Source organism: Thauera sp. WB-2, assembly GCF_027594845.1.
In the GTDB taxonomy this organism is placed as follows: domain Bacteria; phylum Pseudomonadota; class Gammaproteobacteria; order Burkholderiales; family Rhodocyclaceae; genus Thauera; species Thauera mechernichensis.
In genome coordinates this window covers 948,338-963,414 of the sequence record NZ_CP088935.1, presented here as the reverse complement: position 1 = coordinate 963,414, position 15,077 = coordinate 948,338, and the positions used below count along the sequence as shown (strand labels likewise).

Genomic DNA, 15,077 nt, shown 5'->3' with positions numbered 1-15,077 from the left:
CGTGTTCTCCGACCGGTACTCAGGCGGCAGCCGGCAGTCGCGCGTCGCGGTCGAGGAAGTTCCTCAACAGCTCGTGGCCGCATTCGGTGAGGATGGACTCGGGGTGGAACTGCACGCCCTCGACGTCGAGCGTGCGGTGGCGCACACCCATGATCTCGCCGTCGTCCGTCCATGCGGTCACTTCAAGACAGTCGGGCAGGCTTGCGCGTTCAATGGCCAGCGAGTGGTAGCGCGTGCAGGTGAGCGGATTGGGCAGGCCGCGGAACACCCCTGCGTCGAGGTGGTGCACCGGCGAGGTCTTGCCGTGCATGAGCTTTCGCGCATGCACGATGCGCCCGCCGAAGGCCGCGCCGATGCTCTGGTGGCCAAGGCAGACGCCGAGGATGGGCAGCTTGCCGGCAAAGGCCTTGATTGCCGCCACCGAGATCCCGGCCTCGGCCGGCGAGCACGGCCCCGGGGAGATGACGAGCTGGTCCGGCTGCAGGGCCGCGATCTGTTCGAGCGTGATCTCGTCGTTGCGGAACACCTTCACCTGTGCCCCGAGCTCGCCGAAGTACTGCACGAGGTTGTAGGTGAAGCTGTCGTAGTTGTCGATCATCAGCAGCATGGTCTTCCCTTCGCGAAGGCCGGCCGCGGCCGGCTTCGTCAACATGAACGGCGCCGAGGCGCTCAGACGCGGGTGTCGAGCCCGCCTTCGGCCATTTCGGCAGCGCGCAGCATGGCGCGCGCCTTGCTCTGGGTTTCCTGCCATTCCGACTCGGGATCGGAATCGGCGACGATGCCGGCACCGGCCTGGACGTGGATCTGACCATCCTTGACCACCGCGGTGCGGATCGCGATGGCGAGGTCCATGTCGCCATGAAAGCCCAGGTAGCCCGCCGCCCCGGCATAGATGCCGCGCTTGACCGGCTCGAGCTCGTCGATGATCTCCATCGCGCGCACCTTTGGGGCCCCCGACACAGTGCCGGCCGGGAAGGTGGCGCGCAGCACGGCGAGCGCGTTGAGACCTTCCTTGAGCCGGCCCTCGACGTTGGAGACGATGTGCATCACATGCGAATAGCGCTCGATGGTGAAGCGCTCGGTGACCTTGACGGTACCGGTCTCGGAGACGCGACCGGCGTCGTTGCGGCCAAGGTCGAGCAGTTGCAGATGCTCGGCACGCTCCTTCTCGTCGGCGAGGAGCTCCTGCTCGAGCGCGAGGTCCTCGGCCACCGTGGCGCCGCGCTTGCGCGTGCCGGCGATCGGGCGCACGGTAACGACCTCGTCCTCGAGCCGGGTGAGGATCTCGGGCGAGGCGCCGACGACGTGGAAGTCCTCGAAGTTGAAGTAGAACATGTAGGGCGAGGGGTTGAGCGAGCGGATCGCTCGGTACAGCGCCATCGGGCTGGCGGCGTAGGGCTTGCTCATGCGCTGCGACAGCACGACCTGCATGACGTCGCCATCGACAATGTACTGCTTGGCGCGCCGTACCGCGTCCTTGAAGGCGTCCTCGCCAAAGCTCGACACCGCCGCGGCCGGTTCGGCACGCACCTCGTCAGGGATCTGCACCGGCGCACGCAGACGGGCGAGGAGTTCGCGCAGGCGCTTCTGCGCACGCTTGTAGGCGCCGGGCACCTCAGGCTCGGCATACACCACGAGGGTGAGCTTGCCGCTGAGGTTGTCGACGATGGCGACCTCCTCCGAGAGCAGGAGCAGGATGTCGGGCGTGCCGACCGGATCGGGCTTGTCGGCCTTGGCGAGCTTGGGCTCGATATAGCGCACCGTGTCATAGCCGAAGCAGCCCACCAGGCCGCCCGCAAAACGCGGCAGGTGCTCGCGCGGCGGCACCTTGATACGGTTCATGAACTCGGCGACGAAGTTGAGCGGGTCACCATAGTCGCGACGCTCGACCAGGCGATTGCCGGTGAGCAGCAGCGCAGAGCGCTCATAGACCTCGATACGGGTAGGCGAGGACAGGCCGATGAAGGAGTAGCGCCCGAAGCGCTCGCCGCCCTGCACGGATTCGAGCAGATAGGTGTAGGGCTCGTTGGCGAGCTTCAGGTAGATGGACAGCGGGGTGTCGAGATCGGCAAAGGTCTCGAGCGTCAGCGGGATACGGTTGTAGCCCTCGGCGGCGAGGGCATTGAACTCTTGTTCGAGCATGGCGGCTCCACGTGCAGCAGATTGTTCTTCGGACGGTGCAGCGAATGCGGGGACAGGTTGGCGACAGGGTGCAGGCTGGCCTGCAGCGTGCGCCGCCCCGCGACAGGGTTGGCGTTCAGTGGCCCAAAGGCCAACGCCAAGCGCCGCGCCAGCAGGACTGGACGGTGAGGCAGGTGGCGGATGCGGAGCTGACCCTGTGTGCGAGCGTCACGATGGCGATCTGTCGTGGAGGTGAATGATGAGGGGGCGCAGCCCCTGTATTCATGCCGTAGCGATGTATTGCAGCGCCTCGGTGGCGATCGATAGTAGCCCATCGCATTCGATGGTGTCCACCGGCACGCCCTCGCTATAGCCATAGGTCACCAGCAGCACCGGCATGCCCGCAGCCTGTGCGGCAAGCGCATCGTTGGCCGAGTCGCCGATCATCAGTGCGTCGGCCGTTGCAACACCGAGTCGCTCGCAGGCCAGCCTGACCACGGCGGGGTCCGGCTTCTTCACGTCAAGCGTGTCGCCACTGATGACGGTATCGAAATGGTGCGCGATGCCCATGCGCTCGAGCAGCGGCAGGGAGAAGGCCTCGGCCTTGTTGGTGACCACTGCCAGCTTGAGTCCAAGTGCACGCATCGCATCGAGGGTATCCGTTATACCCGGGTAGATGCGCGTACGCGCACCATTGACCACCGCGTAGTGGCGGCGAAACACGCCGATGGCGACGTCGATCTCGGCATCGCTGGCCTGCGTGCCCTCGGTCATGCAGCGCCGCACCAGGTTCGGGATGCCCTTGCCGACGAAGCTGTGGATCTCGTCCTGGCTGCGCAACGGGCGCCCGAGCTCGGCGAGGGTGAGGTTGGCGGCATCCGCGAGATCGGTAATGGTGTCTAGCAGGGTGCCGTCGAGATCGAAGAGCACTGCGCGGGCGGCAAAGCGCGGCCGCGCGCTCATGCCGCCACCCCCGCGAGCTCGCTGCGCAGCGCACCGATGATCGAGTCGTAGCGATGCGGGTCACTGTCCTTGCCGGCACCGAACACGGCCGATCCGGCAACGAAGGTGTCGGCGCCGGCACGGGCGATCTCGGCAATGTTGTCGGCCTTCACCCCGCCATCGATCTCGAGCAGGATGCGCCGCCCGCTGCGGGCCGCGTAGGCGTCGATCTTCTCACGCGCTGCACGCAGCTTGACGAGCGTCTCAGGGATGAACTTCTGCCCGCCGAAGCCTGGGTTGACGCTCATCAGCAGCACCACATCGAGCTTGTCCATGACGTGGTCCATGTGGTGAAGCGGCGTGGCCGGGTTGAACACCAGCCCGGCCTGACAGCCGGCATCGCGGATCAGGCCCAGGCTGCGGTCGATGTGTTCGGAGGCCTCGGGATGGAAGGTGATGACATTGGCGCCGGCCTTGGCGAAGTCGGGGATGATGCGATCGACCGGTTTCACCATCAGATGAACGTCGATCGGCGCCGTGGTATGCGGGCGGATGGCCTCGCACACCAGTGGTCCGATGGTGAGATTGGGGACGTAGTGGTTGTCCATCACGTCGAAGTGAATCCAGTCGGCGCCAGCGGCGATGACGTTGCGGACCTCTTCGCCGAGGCGGGCAAAGTCGGCGGACAGCAGGCTGGGGGCGATACGGTACATGGCGAACTCCGGGAGGGCTGAGGGCAGCCCCGATTCTACCCGCCTCGCTGCCCCCGGCGCCCGCCGCGCGTCAGCGCACGCAGACCTTGCGCACCTGGCGAATGTCGGTGATGCCGGCCAGGATTTTCTCGATGCCATCCTGGCGCAGCGTGCGCATGCCCTCGGCAAGCGCCTGACCAAGCACCTGCTCGACGCGACCACGCTCCTGGATCAGGCGCTTGATCGCATCCGAGCCAAGCATCAGCTCATGCAGACCAACTCGCCCCTTGTAGCCCTCGGTGCAATGCTCGCAGCCAACCGCCCGGTAGAACGTGAAGCGCCCCTCCTTGTCCGCGAACTCCGCCCGCCAGCGCTCGAGGACCTGCTCACGAGCGCGCTCCGGGTCTGCGCTGAACGCGGGCGTCAGGTGCATGTCCTCGCAGTACTCGTCGAGCAGATGCCCGATCTCCGCCGCTTCCGGCTCGTAGCGCTCGCGGCATTTGCCACAAAGGCGCTTTGCCAGGCGCTGGGCGAGCACGCCAAGGAGCGCATCGGAGAAATTGAACGGATCCATGCCCATGTCGAGCAGACGCACCACCGACTCGGGCGCACTGTTTGTATGCAGGGTGGAGAACACCAGGTGGCCGGTGAGCGAGGCTTCGATACCGACCGATACCGTCTCGTGATCGCGCATCTCGCCGACCATGATCACATCGGGATCGGCGCGCAGGAAGGCGCGCATCATGGTCGCGAAGTCGATCCCTGCCTTGCGGTTGACCTGCACCTGGCGCAGTCCCTTCTGGGTGATCTCCACCGGATCCTCGACCGTCCAGATCTTGGTGTCCGGCGTGTTGATGTGGCGCAGGATTGAATGCAGCGTGGTGGTCTTGCCCGAGCCGGTGGGGCCGCACACGAAGAAGATGCCATAGGGCTTGGCGATCGCAGCCTTGAGGCGCTCGAGATTGAACGGTAGCAGGCCAAGCTGATCGAGCGGAATGGGCTCGTTGCTCGCCAGCAGGCGCATCACCACGTCCTCCATGCCGCCCTGGGTAGGCAGGGTGGCGACCCGCAGCTCGATATCGAGCGGCGCGAACTTGCGGAACTTGATCTTGCCGTCCTGCGGGCGGCGGCGCTCGGCGATGTCCAGGTCGCACATGATCTTGATGCGGGTGATCAAGGGGTTGCGATAGCTGGCCGGAACCTCGATGTAGGGCACCAGCGAGCCGTCCTTGCGGAAACGGACCAGGGTCTTCTCGCGCCCCGGGCGAGGCTCGACATGGATGTCCGAGGCGCCCTGCCGGTATGCGTCGATGATGATCTTGTTGACCAGCTTGACCAGTTCATTGTCGGCCGCCGCCGTGACATCGTCCTTGAGCGACAGACCATCGTCATCGTGTTCCCCGAGGTCGGACAGCAGGTCGGTGACCGAGGCGTCATCGAGGGTGGCCCCGAAATACTGCTCGACCGTACGCTCGAAGTCATGCGTCGTCGTCACCCGGAAACTCAGGCGCTTCTTGAGCAACACGTTCTGCGCCACCCCGGAACTGCGCACCTGCTCGGGGTCGACGCACAGCACGACCACGCCCTCGTTGCTCTCCTCGTAAGGCAACCACAGCATCTGCTCGACGTACTCGCGCTTGATGTTGCGCAGCAGGTCCATCGGCTTGACATGATTGGCCACGAAGGGCTGGTAGGGCACGCCGAAGAAGCGCGCCGCAGCGGCACCGAGCTCGGCGTAGGACAGGCCGAACTGCTCGACGAGCAAGGTCTCCACCGACGTGCCGCTCGCCCGCCCCTCGCGCGTCGCATCGGCGAACTCCTCGGCGGTGATGCGGCCGTCGGCAACCAGCGCATCGAAGCGCGAACGCAAGCGTGCGGGCTGTCGCGTATGCCTGAGAAACGCGACGCCGAGCGTCTGCGCCAGTCCGAGCACGCCCTCCTCGGCCACCTTGGAAAAAGGCTGGCCGTTTCGCGTGTTGATCAACTGCACCACGCCAAGGAGGCTGCCTGTGTCGGGATCACGTATCGGCGCCACCAACATCTGCCGCGAGTGAAAACCAGTGCTCGCGTCGACTTCGCGCCGCAACTTCAGCCCGGGCGAAATCGCACGCAGCTCGGAGTCGTCGTACACATCGCGCACGTTGACGAGCTCGCCGCTCAGCGCGACGTAGCCCGCGATGCTGTTCTCCCCGATCGGCAGTCGGATGCTCTGCACCCCGCTCAACCCGGTCTTGACCCGGGTCACGATCGAGCCCCCACCCTCCTCCACCGCGTAGATGGTGAAGCGCTCGGCCTCGAACAGCTCGCACAACTGCGGCGCCAGCTCGAGCATGATCTCCTCGACATCCTTGCTGGCATGGATGCGGTTGGTCAACGCCTGCAGGCCCTTGAAAAAGGAGAGACGGCCGGACACGGCACGACCCTGCGTCGTTGCAGCAGAGGATTCGCTCATGGTTTTCAGCTCATTCAGCGATTGGTCGGCGACTGCACGCCCGCACGACGATGACGGGCAGCAAGAAGCTAGAACTCCAGCACGTCGCCCTGCTCGAGGCGGCGAGGCGCGAGTGCTGGAAGGCCTGCGCACAATTCTTCCATGATGCGCGAACTGCCGCCAGGCTTCAAATGGCTGATATGAACGACCGGTGCGACGTTCAGTTCCGCAAGCACAGTCAGCGACATGCTCGGGCACAGGTGGCGCGACGCCAGCGCAAGCCCGTGCTGCTCGTCGGCAAACGCCGTCTCCAGGATCAAGTGGCGGAGCTGCGGCTGGGCATTGATCGCGTCGATCAACTCGGGACAGTAGGCGGTATCGCCGGAAAACACCAGCTGCCCGCTACCGCTGTCGAGGCAGAAGGCGACCGCCGGTACCGTATGCCGCGCTGGCAGCGCGGTGATCCGACGTCCCCTCAGGTCGACATGCTCACCCACCATCATGGGCTGGAAACGCATGAAGGGCTGGTGTTGGTCCGGGATGGCCGAGAAGTCCGGCCAGACGAGCCAGTTGAAGATATGAGAATGCAGGATGCGGATCGTCTCTGGTGTCGCGTGCACCAGCAGTGGCTTGCTGCGCAGCTCACCGACCGAATCAATGAGCAGCGGCAAGGCCGCGATGTGATCCAGATGGGCATGCGTCAGGAAGACGTGGTCGATACGGGACAGGACCTCGAGCGGCAGATCGCCCACGCCCGTACCACAATCGACGAGGATGTCATCGTCGACAAGGAAGGAGGTGGTCCGCGACTGCGACCCCCCGATTCCACCACTGCAGCCGAGTACTCTGAGCTTCATCACCCCGTCCACCCGAATCGCCGGCCGCCTCCGCGCGCTGCGAGTCGATTCCTCATGACTGCAAAACGTAACACCGCGCACCGCCCCTGCGCGCGGAATAAAATCACGTCAGTAGACCGACTCAGGTGCGCAGGAAGAACTCCATCTTCACCCCGGCCAGTTCGATGATGTCATGATCATCGAGATGGCGGGCCTGCGCATCGATCGCCTTGCCATTGACGAGCGGAAAACTCGCACCCTCGACATGGGTGATGAAATAGCCATGCGGCCGACGGGTGATGACGGCGACCTGGCGACCTGGCTTGCCGAGTGTGGTCATCGACTTGGTCAGCTCCAGTTCGCGGCCGGCATTCGCACCACTGAGCACCTGAATCACGCCGACGAGATCGGTCGCGGCGGCTTGGGGCGTGCCTGGCTGCTGCCGCGCAGCGGCAGCCACAACCTGGGTTTCCGTCGGCGCCGGTCCGGCCGGCGTGGCAGTCACATCGGTGCTCACGCCCGGCATCTCGAAGGCCTTGAGCGCCGCGGTATCGACCATCTCCGACTGCGATGTGCCCGGCTTGGCATCGTCGGCGATGAACTTGATCCTGTACTTGCCTAGCTCGATGACGTCGTTGGCGCGCAGCACGTTCTTCTTGACTGGCTGACCATTGAGGTAAGTACCGTTGGTGCTGTTCTGGTCCTCGAGAAAGGCATCGCCGGTGATGCAGGTGATCACCGCGTGATGACCGCTGATGGCCAGGTTGTCGATCTGGATGTCGTTGTCGGGCTTGCGCCCGATGGTGGTGCGCTCCTTGTTGAGCGTCATCTCCTTGAGCACCAGACCATCCATGCTGAGGACCAGTTTCGGCATGCACCTACCCGTTCAATGATTGCTTCGACGACACCCGCGCGGCCTTGTGCCGGCGCGTGATCAACCTGCTCATTCTAACGCTGTCCCAAGGCGGGTTAACAAAAAAGGCGCCGGACCAGCCGGCGCCTTCGTGCAGGGACCCTGCAATGGATCAGAGCATGGCCTTGAGCAGCTTGGCCATCTCGGACGGGTTGCGCGTGACCTTGAAGCCGCACTCTTCCATGATGGCGAGCTTGGCGTCTGCGGTGTCAGCACCGCCGGAGATCAGCGCACCGGCGTGGCCCATGCGCTTGCCAGCCGGGGCGGTGACGCCAGCGATGAAGCCGACGATCGGCTTCTTCATGTTTTCCTTGCACCACAGCGCGGCTTCCGCCTCGTCCGGGCCACCGATCTCGCCGATCATGATGACCGCGTCGGTATCAGGATCGTCGTTGAACATGCGCATCACGTCGATGTGCTTGAGACCGTTGATCGGGTCGCCGCCGATGCCGACCGCCGAGGACTGGCCCAGGCCAATTTCGGTGAGCTGGGCAACGGCTTCATAGGTCAGCGTGCCAGAACGCGACACGACACCGATGCGGCCCTTGCGGTGGATGTGGCCGGGCATGATGCCGATCTTGATCTCGTCGGGCGTGATCAGGCCGGGGCAGTTGGGGCCCAGCAGCAGGGTTTCCTTGCCGCCAGCGGCGACCTTCTGCTTCATCTTGTTGCGCACGACCAGCATGTCGCGAACCGGGATGCCTTCGGTGATGCAGATCGCCAGGTCGAGATCGGCCTCGCAGGCTTCCCAGATGGCATCGGCAGCACCCGCGGGCGGCACGTAGATGACCGACACGGTAGCACCGGTCTCGGCGGCGGCTTCCTTGACCGAGGCGTAGATGGGGATGTCGAAGATCTTCTCGCCGGCCTTCTTCGGGTTAACGCCGGCAACGAAGCAGTTCTTGCCGTTGGCGTACTCCTGGCACTTCTCGGTGTGGAACTGACCGGTCTTGCCAGTGATGCCCTGAGTGATGACCTTGGTGTCTTTGTTGATCAGGATGGACATTCGAAGCTCTCCTTACTTGACCGCAGCGACGATCTTGGTCGCAGCTTCCGCCATCGTGTCGGCGGTGATGATCGGCAGACCCGACTCGGCGAGGATCTTCTTGCCGAGGTCTTCGTTGGTGCCCTTCATGCGCACCACGAGCGGGACGGAGAGATGAACTTCCTTGGCTGCAGCGACCACGCCGGTGGCAATGGTGTCGCAGCGCATGATGCCACCGAAGATGTTGACCAGGATGCCCTTGACCTTGGGGTTCTTGAGCATGATCTTGAAGGCTTCGGTGACCTTCTCGGTGGTTGCGCCGCCGCCGACGTCCAGGAAGTTGGCCGGCTCTGCGCCGAACAGCTTGATGGTGTCCATGGTGGCCATGGCCAGGCCGGCACCGTTGACCAGGCAGCCGATGTTGCCATCGAGGCTGATGTAGGCCAGGTCGAACTTGGAGGCTTCGATCTCGTCGGCATCCTCTTCGTCGAGGTCGCGGTAGGCGACGATCTCGGGGTGACGATAGAGCGCGTTGGAATCGAAGTTGAACTTGGCGTCGAGCGCCTTCACCGTACCGTCACCCTCGTGGATCAGCGGGTTGATCTCGGCCAGCGAGGCGTCGGTTTCCATGTAGCAGGTGTAGAGCTTCTTGAGCGCATCCACGGCCTGGGCAGCCGAAGCCTCCGGCATGCCGATGCCCTTGACCAGCAGCAGCGCCTGCTCGTCGGTGAGGCCGACCAGCGGATCGACGAAGACCTTGATGATCTTCTCGGGCGTGTTGTGAGCGACTTCCTCGATGTCCATGCCGCCTTCGGACGAGGCCATGATGGCGACCTTCTGCGTGGCACGGTCAGTCAGGGCAGCGACGTAGTATTCGTGCTGGATGTCGGCGCCTTCCTCGATCAGGAGGTTGCGCACCTTCTGGCCTTCGGGGCCGGTCTGGTGGGTGATCAGTTGCATGCCGAGGATCTGGGACGCGTACTGGCGCACTTCGTCCAGCGACTTGGCGACCTTGACACCACCGCCCTTGCCGCGACCGCCAGCGTGGATCTGGGCCTTGACCACCCAGATCTTGCCGCCGAGCTCCTGTGCTGCCTTGACCGCGTCATCGACGCTGGTGCAATGGATGCCTCGCGGCGTGACGACACCGTACTTTCTCAGTACTTCTTTTGCCTGATACTCATGAATCTTCATGGTTGCCCTTCGTTCTAAGTCGCGACGGCCGACCCGCCGCAAACAGGTTGATGGCATGCTTCGGAGCGCGCGCTCCACGACCGGCGCCGTCTCCCTCGACCGTCGCCCGCCGCCAAGAATCGGGACCCCCCGACCCGACCCGCGGCACGCACGCAACACACGCGCCACGCCCGCAAGACTCCATAATTATAACCAGTTTTGCGCAGTGCACAGGGCCGGCCGGCGTACGGCCGCTCAGCCCCCTGCCCGCTCCTTGCCGGGCTGCGCACGGTACCATCTGGGATAGTAGGCGCGGACCGCTGCCGCCGAGGTCTCGAGCGCATGACAACGATCGAGCTGGAAGGGCTTCACACCGTCATCCTCGTTATCGCGCCGGAAGGTTGCAAAGGTCTGGATTGCCGCGGTCGGCAAGGACAGAAGCATTTCGGTTAGATGAGTACAGCCGCGCACGTCGGCGAACATTTCGCCCACCGTGCGACGAAAGCCGCGCACCAGGTTCAGGCCGATCAAGCCGCGATAGACAGGCCCGATCGTGTCGCACATCCCCGGATAGGGCACGCCGTCCGAACAGGCCTCGGCATCGACGATGTCGAAACTGTGGTCGATGGTGATGCGCACACGCATCAGATGCACCGGCTCGCCAGCCGGGCGCAGACCGGACGCAATCGGGTAATCGACATCCTTGACGTCGGTCAGCGAGGCCTCGAGTTCGTACAGGCCGTCGTCTCGCAAGAAGCCTTCGACTTCGATGCGCCGGGTGTGAAGGCGCCTGCGCGGCACCGCGGGGGCATTAAGGGGCATTGCGGTCCTCAGCGTACGCTAGCGTATGGATTGCCGCATCTTAAACCATTTCGCCGCACACCCGGAGCCAGGCCGCGGGCGACCTCGCAGCGGTCGAATCAAGCGCGCAACCCCCCAAAACATCACGTCTTGGCACATTTCTTCATACCCTGCGTGACGGCGACGCTGGAACACATACCAAGAGTCTGTTACAACCCCGGAATCGATCTCCCGCCGGATGCGCGGAACATGAAGACCCAACGTACGACTCTCGCTCTCGTCATCGCCCTCGCCCTGACCGGCATTGCACCAGCACATGCCTTTGTCCTCGGCGAACCCCAGGCACTCTCCGCAATCGGGGAACCCTTCAGGGTGGAGATCCCGCTCAGCGGCCAAGGGCGCGATGCCGCAGGCTGTTTTCAGGTCGCTGCAGCGACGGGGGCCTCATCCGAGTTGCCGCAGTTGACCGGGGCACGGACCGCAGTCGCAGGCACGGGCGCAAGCGCACGACTGGTCGTGACGCGCAACCGCCCCGTCAACGACCCCATCGTCACCCTGGTAATCGAGAACGTGTGCGAATCGCGCCTGCGCCGCGAGTACACCCTGCTCCTGCCGTATCCTTCCAGCGCAATCAGCCCTGCACAGATCACGCCCGCAGCGCCCCCTCCCTCCGTGCAGACAGCCCGCCCGGCCCGTCCCGCAGCCGTCGCGCCCGCCAACGTGCGCACCTGGAACACGGCGCCTGGAGAGTCGCTCGAGTCACTTGCCCACGCACTCTATCCGGACGACACCGGAGCGCGCAGCCGTTTCATCCGCGCTACTGCGGGCGCAAACCCCGACCTGTTCCCCGACGACGCCTCGCGACGACGCCCCCTGCCGACAGGGACGGCTGTCCTGGTTCCGGACCTTCGCCGACTCTCGGGCTCCGCCCCCTCCACCCCCCCCAAGGCAGCGGCAGCCCGCGCACCTCGGCCCGCCGCCGCGAGCAGTGCTGCACGCGTGGCGCAGGATCGCGTCGAAGTCGACAAGGCGGTGTCCCCCGGGGCTCAGCGCAAGACCGCCCCGGGCGGGACCGCAGTTCCTCTCGACGTACAGGCGCGCGAGCGCGAACTTGCCGCGGCGATCGACCGCAGCATCATCGTCGAGATGGAGTTGCTGGCGCGGATCAAGGAGCTTGAAGAGCTGCAGGCGCGCCTGGAGGCACGCATCCGCGCGCTCGACACCGCTCCCGTGGCTGCACCACAGCCCCCGGCGCCGCTGGTGGCACCGCCGGCAGTGGCCGCGACGCCGGCCGTAGCGGCCACTGCCCCTGCAGCGCCGCCTTCACCCCCCTTGGCGCGCGTTGCCGACCCGAACCAAGACCGTTACCTCATCGGCGGACTCGCGCTCGCGGCCCTGCTGCTGACCCTGGCCCTGCTGCGCCGCCGACGCACGCCCGCGTCAACCGTCGGCTCGCCGCATACAGCCATCCACACCCAGGCGCCCGCGGCCGACGCCGCACTCGCGCGCCTGCAGGCCAGAACCGCGGACAGCCCACCGCCAACGGTGGCCCCGTCCGTACCAGAAGGTCCCATGAGCCTGGTCGATTGGAACCCGCACGCAGTCGTCGAGCAGTCGATCGGCACGAAAGTGGACTCCAACCTGGACCTGAACGACGAGCACAAGTCGGCCGTCGAACTCGCCGACATCATGATGAGCTTCGGCCGCCTTCACGGCGCTGCCGAAACCCTGGCCGAGTTCATCCGCGGTAACCCGAAGCAGGCCATCACGCCCTGGCTCAAGCTGCTCGAGGTCTATCGCGCGGCCGGTCTGCGCGCCGAGTTCGACGCGATCGCGAACGAGCTGCACCGCACCTTCAACGTCAATACCGTGTATTGGCAGAACTACGACGCCTTGCGCGCCGTTGAAGCGAGCCTAGAAGATTACCCGCACATCGCCACCAAGCTCGAGAAGTCATGGCGCACGCCTGAATGCCAGCAGTTCCTCGAGGTGCTGCTGCGCGACAACCGGGATGGCAGCCGTAACGGCTTCCCGTTCCCGGTCATCGACGAGATCCTGCTGCTGTCGGCGATCCTCGAAGACGAGCTCGGCCCGTTCCGCCCGCCTCCCCCCTCAGCCGAATGACGCTTGCGACGCCGAGCGCCACGAACTGAGCGCTCAGACGGGATTGTCGAGATCGACGAAATCCGCCGTCAGCCCCGGCAGGGCGCTCAGGTGCGCGGCAATCGCACGCGCACCATAACGCTCGGTGGCATGGTGTCCTGCGGCGATGTAGGGCACGCCCGACTCGCGCGCAAGATGCACAGTCTGCTCGGAAATCTCGCCGGATACAAAAACATCTGCCCCCGCGAGGATCGCCTGCTCGAAATAGCCTTGCGCCCCTCCGGTGCACCAGGCGACACGGCGAACGATACGCTCGCCATCCCCCACCAGCAGCGGCAAACGCCCCAGCCTGTGCGCGATCTCGCGCGCCAGCACAGAGGCACCGACCGGCCCCTGGGGGGGCGCGACACGGCCGATCCACCCCAGATCCTGGTCGGCAAACCGACCTTCGGCCTGCCACCCCATGACCTGCGCCAGCTGGGCGTTGTTGCCCAGCTCCGGGTGAACATCAAGCGGCAGGTGATAGGCAAAGAGGCTGACATCGTTTGCCAGCAGGGTACGCAGGCGCTGACGGCGGATCCCGCAGATCCGGCCATCCTCGCCCTTCCAGAAGTATCCATGATGGACGAACACCGCGTCATATCCACCCGCCACCGCGTGGTCCAGCAGCGCCTGGCTGGCGGTGACGCCGCACAGCACGCGCGCGACCTCGGCGCGTCCTTCCACTTGCAGACCGTTTGGGCAATAATCCTTCAGCCGCGGCGCATCGAGCAGGGTATCGAGGTAATCCCTGAGCTCCGACAGTTGCATGCAATCTCCTTTGGTCGAAGGGGCTGGCCAGCGCCCCCATCACAACCGTCCCGGCCTCCAGGAGGCCGTCGTTCCAAGAGTCTCAATTATGCGCCGCTTGTGGCTCATTTTCGCCCAGGCCGTGACCATCAGCGTCGCGGTCCTGTTCGTCCTCAACACGCTCAAGCCCGAATGGCTGCGCGGCGCGACGCCTGCCTCCGTGATCGCGATCCTCGAGGCACCGAGCACAGGCGAGCGCACGCCAGCCACCGGCTCGTATGCCCAGGCCGCACAGCAATCGATGCCTGCGGTGGTCCACATCTTCACCAGCAAGGCTGGGCGCAGCCAACGCCATCCCCTGTTCGACGATCCCCTGTTCCGTCATTTCTTCGGCGAGCGCCCGGGCAACAGCCCAAACCAGCGCGAGTCAGGCCTTGGCTCGGGGGTGATCGTCAGCCCTGACGGCTACGTGCTGACCAATAACCACGTTATCGAAACCGCCGATGCGATCGAGGTCGCGCTCAACGATGGCCGCAAGTATCCGGCCCAGTTGATCGGCCGTGACCCCGAAACCGACCTCGCCGTGTTGCGCGTCGACACCGGCGGGCAGCTACCCGCCATCACCCTGTCGGCCAGCGACAGCCTCAGCGTGGGTGACGTCGTGCTGGCGATTGGCAACCCCTTCGGCGTCGGCCAGACCGTAACCATGGGCATCGTCTCGGCACTCGGCCGCAGCCAGCTCGGCATCAACACCTTCGAGAACTACATCCAGACCGACGCGGCCATCAACCCGGGCAACTCGGGCGGCGCACTGGTCGACAGCGCCGGCCACCTGGTCGGCATCAACACGGCCATATACTCGCGCTCGGGAGGCTCGCTCGGCATCGGCTTCGCCATCCCGGTATCGATCGCACGCAACGTCTTGACGCAGATTGTTTCCACGGGGGAGGTCATTCGCGGCTGGGTCGGCGTGGAAATCCAGGACCTTACCCCCGAGCTGGCCGAATCCTTCGGCTTTGCGGACGCGCGTGGCACGCTGATTGCCGGTGTACTGCGGGGCAGCCCGGCCGAGCGCGCAGGCATACGCCCGGGTGACGTGCTGATCGAGCTGGACGGTGCCGCAGTGCGCGATCCGAAGACCATGCTCGACATGGTTGCCGCACTGCCGCCGGGACGTGAGGCCACGTTCCGCATCCGCAGGGGCGGCCAGGAGATCGAGCTTGGCGTGGAGATCGGCCGCCGGCCGACACCACAGCCCAGTCGCTGAGAACTTTCAGCGTCCTGGCTGGGC

The 15,077-nt window shown here is 65.2% G+C and carries 13 protein-coding genes; 2 read left to right on the top strand and 11 right to left on the bottom strand.

Going from position 1 to position 15,077, the window contains the following annotated elements:
* Window positions 1-19: 19 nt before the first annotated feature.
* From LQF09_RS04410 to LQF09_RS04365, 10 genes are all read right to left on the bottom strand, one after another.
* Window positions 20-607 carry an aminodeoxychorismate/anthranilate synthase component II gene (locus tag LQF09_RS04410; protein WP_002928596.1) on the bottom strand — a complete coding sequence of 196 codons (588 nt, stop codon included), beginning with the start codon at window positions 605-607 and terminating at the stop codon, window positions 20-22.
* 62 nt (window positions 608-669) lie between these two features.
* Entirely contained in the window at window positions 670-2,142 is a 1,473-nt protein-coding gene (gene trpE, locus LQF09_RS04405) for an anthranilate synthase component I (protein ID WP_002928589.1), read from the bottom strand.
* 261 nt (window positions 2,143-2,403) lie between these two features.
* A complete protein-coding gene (locus LQF09_RS04400; protein WP_002928588.1) occupies window positions 2,404-3,084 on the bottom strand; it encodes a phosphoglycolate phosphatase in 681 nt (226 codons plus the stop codon).
* Window positions 3,081-3,776: a ribulose-phosphate 3-epimerase gene (rpe, locus tag LQF09_RS04395; RefSeq protein WP_270069283.1), complete on the bottom strand. Its 696-nt coding sequence runs from the start codon at window positions 3,774-3,776 to the stop codon at window positions 3,081-3,083. The genes LQF09_RS04400 and rpe overlap by 4 nt, the downstream gene beginning before the upstream one ends.
* A gap of 70 nt (window positions 3,777-3,846) precedes the next feature.
* A complete protein-coding gene (locus tag LQF09_RS04390) occupies window positions 3,847-6,207 on the bottom strand; it encodes a GspE/PulE family protein (protein ID WP_270069282.1) in 2,361 nt (786 codons plus the stop codon).
* Window positions 6,208-6,275: 68 nt separating this feature from the next.
* A complete protein-coding gene (locus LQF09_RS04385) occupies window positions 6,276-7,043 on the bottom strand; it encodes an MBL fold metallo-hydrolase (protein ID WP_002928572.1) in 768 nt (255 codons plus the stop codon).
* A gap of 121 nt (window positions 7,044-7,164) precedes the next feature.
* Entirely contained in the window at window positions 7,165-7,896 is a 732-nt protein-coding gene (locus LQF09_RS04380) for an FHA domain-containing protein (RefSeq protein ID WP_270069281.1), read from the bottom strand.
* Between the two features lie 151 nt (window positions 7,897-8,047).
* On the bottom strand, window positions 8,048-8,941 hold the full coding sequence (gene sucD, locus LQF09_RS04375) for a succinate--CoA ligase subunit alpha (RefSeq protein WP_002928570.1): 894 nt from the start codon (window positions 8,939-8,941) through the stop codon (window positions 8,048-8,050).
* A 12-nt stretch (window positions 8,942-8,953) separates the two neighbouring features.
* A complete protein-coding gene (gene sucC, locus LQF09_RS04370; RefSeq protein WP_002928569.1) occupies window positions 8,954-10,114 on the bottom strand; it encodes an ADP-forming succinate--CoA ligase subunit beta in 1,161 nt (386 codons plus the stop codon).
* 234 nt (window positions 10,115-10,348) lie between these two features.
* Entirely contained in the window at window positions 10,349-10,915 is a 567-nt protein-coding gene (locus LQF09_RS04365; protein ID WP_002928568.1) for a DUF2889 domain-containing protein, read from the bottom strand.
* Window positions 10,916-11,143: 228 nt separating this feature from the next.
* Between LQF09_RS04365 and LQF09_RS04360 the strand changes: the two genes are divergently transcribed.
* Complete coding sequence (locus tag LQF09_RS04360; protein WP_270069280.1) at window positions 11,144-13,018, top strand: type IV pilus assembly protein FimV; 1,875 nt, start codon at window positions 11,144-11,146, stop codon at window positions 13,016-13,018.
* A 33-nt stretch (window positions 13,019-13,051) separates the two neighbouring features.
* Here LQF09_RS04360 and LQF09_RS04355 read toward each other — a convergent pair whose 3' ends face one another.
* Window positions 13,052-13,807: a Nif3-like dinuclear metal center hexameric protein gene (locus tag LQF09_RS04355; RefSeq protein ID WP_002940786.1), complete on the bottom strand. Its 756-nt coding sequence runs from the start codon at window positions 13,805-13,807 to the stop codon at window positions 13,052-13,054.
* A gap of 88 nt (window positions 13,808-13,895) precedes the next feature.
* On the opposite strand from LQF09_RS04355, the gene LQF09_RS04350 reads away from it, so the two are divergent.
* Window positions 13,896-15,053, top strand: coding sequence for a Do family serine endopeptidase (locus LQF09_RS04350; RefSeq protein ID WP_002928564.1), 1,158 nt, complete (start codon window positions 13,896-13,898; stop codon window positions 15,051-15,053).
* Window positions 15,054-15,077 lie beyond the last annotated feature (24 nt).

Excerpts from the sequence above, each read along its gene's own strand:
- LQF09_RS04385 (WP_002928572.1), bottom strand. The coding sequence starts at position 7,043 with ATGAAGCTCAGAGTACTCGGCTGCAGTGGTGGAATCGGGGGGTCGCAG.
- LQF09_RS04365 (WP_002928568.1), bottom strand. The coding sequence starts at position 10,915 with ATGCCCCTTAATGCCCCCGCGGTGCCGCGCAGGCGCCTTCACACCCGG.
- sucC (WP_002928569.1), bottom strand. The coding sequence starts at position 10,114 with ATGAAGATTCATGAGTATCAGGCAAAAGAAGTACTGAGAAAGTACGGT.
- rpe (WP_270069283.1), bottom strand. The coding sequence starts at position 3,776 with ATGTACCGTATCGCCCCCAGCCTGCTGTCCGCCGACTTTGCCCGCCTC.
- LQF09_RS04400 (WP_002928588.1), bottom strand. The coding sequence starts at position 3,084 with ATGAGCGCGCGGCCGCGCTTTGCCGCCCGCGCAGTGCTCTTCGATCTC.
- LQF09_RS04350 (WP_002928564.1), top strand. The coding sequence starts at position 13,896 with ATGCGCCGCTTGTGGCTCATTTTCGCCCAGGCCGTGACCATCAGCGTC.
- LQF09_RS04410 (WP_002928596.1), bottom strand. The coding sequence starts at position 607 with ATGCTGCTGATGATCGACAACTACGACAGCTTCACCTACAACCTCGTG.
- LQF09_RS04390 (WP_270069282.1), bottom strand. The coding sequence starts at position 6,207 with ATGAGCGAATCCTCTGCTGCAACGACGCAGGGTCGTGCCGTGTCCGGC.
- LQF09_RS04355 (WP_002940786.1), bottom strand. The coding sequence starts at position 13,807 with ATGCAACTGTCGGAGCTCAGGGATTACCTCGATACCCTGCTCGATGCG.
- LQF09_RS04360 (WP_270069280.1), top strand. The coding sequence starts at position 11,144 with ATGAAGACCCAACGTACGACTCTCGCTCTCGTCATCGCCCTCGCCCTG.
- trpE (WP_002928589.1), bottom strand. The coding sequence starts at position 2,142 with ATGCTCGAACAAGAGTTCAATGCCCTCGCCGCCGAGGGCTACAACCGT.
- sucD (WP_002928570.1), bottom strand. The coding sequence starts at position 8,941 with ATGTCCATCCTGATCAACAAAGACACCAAGGTCATCACTCAGGGCATC.
- LQF09_RS04380 (WP_270069281.1), bottom strand. The coding sequence starts at position 7,896 with ATGCCGAAACTGGTCCTCAGCATGGATGGTCTGGTGCTCAAGGAGATG.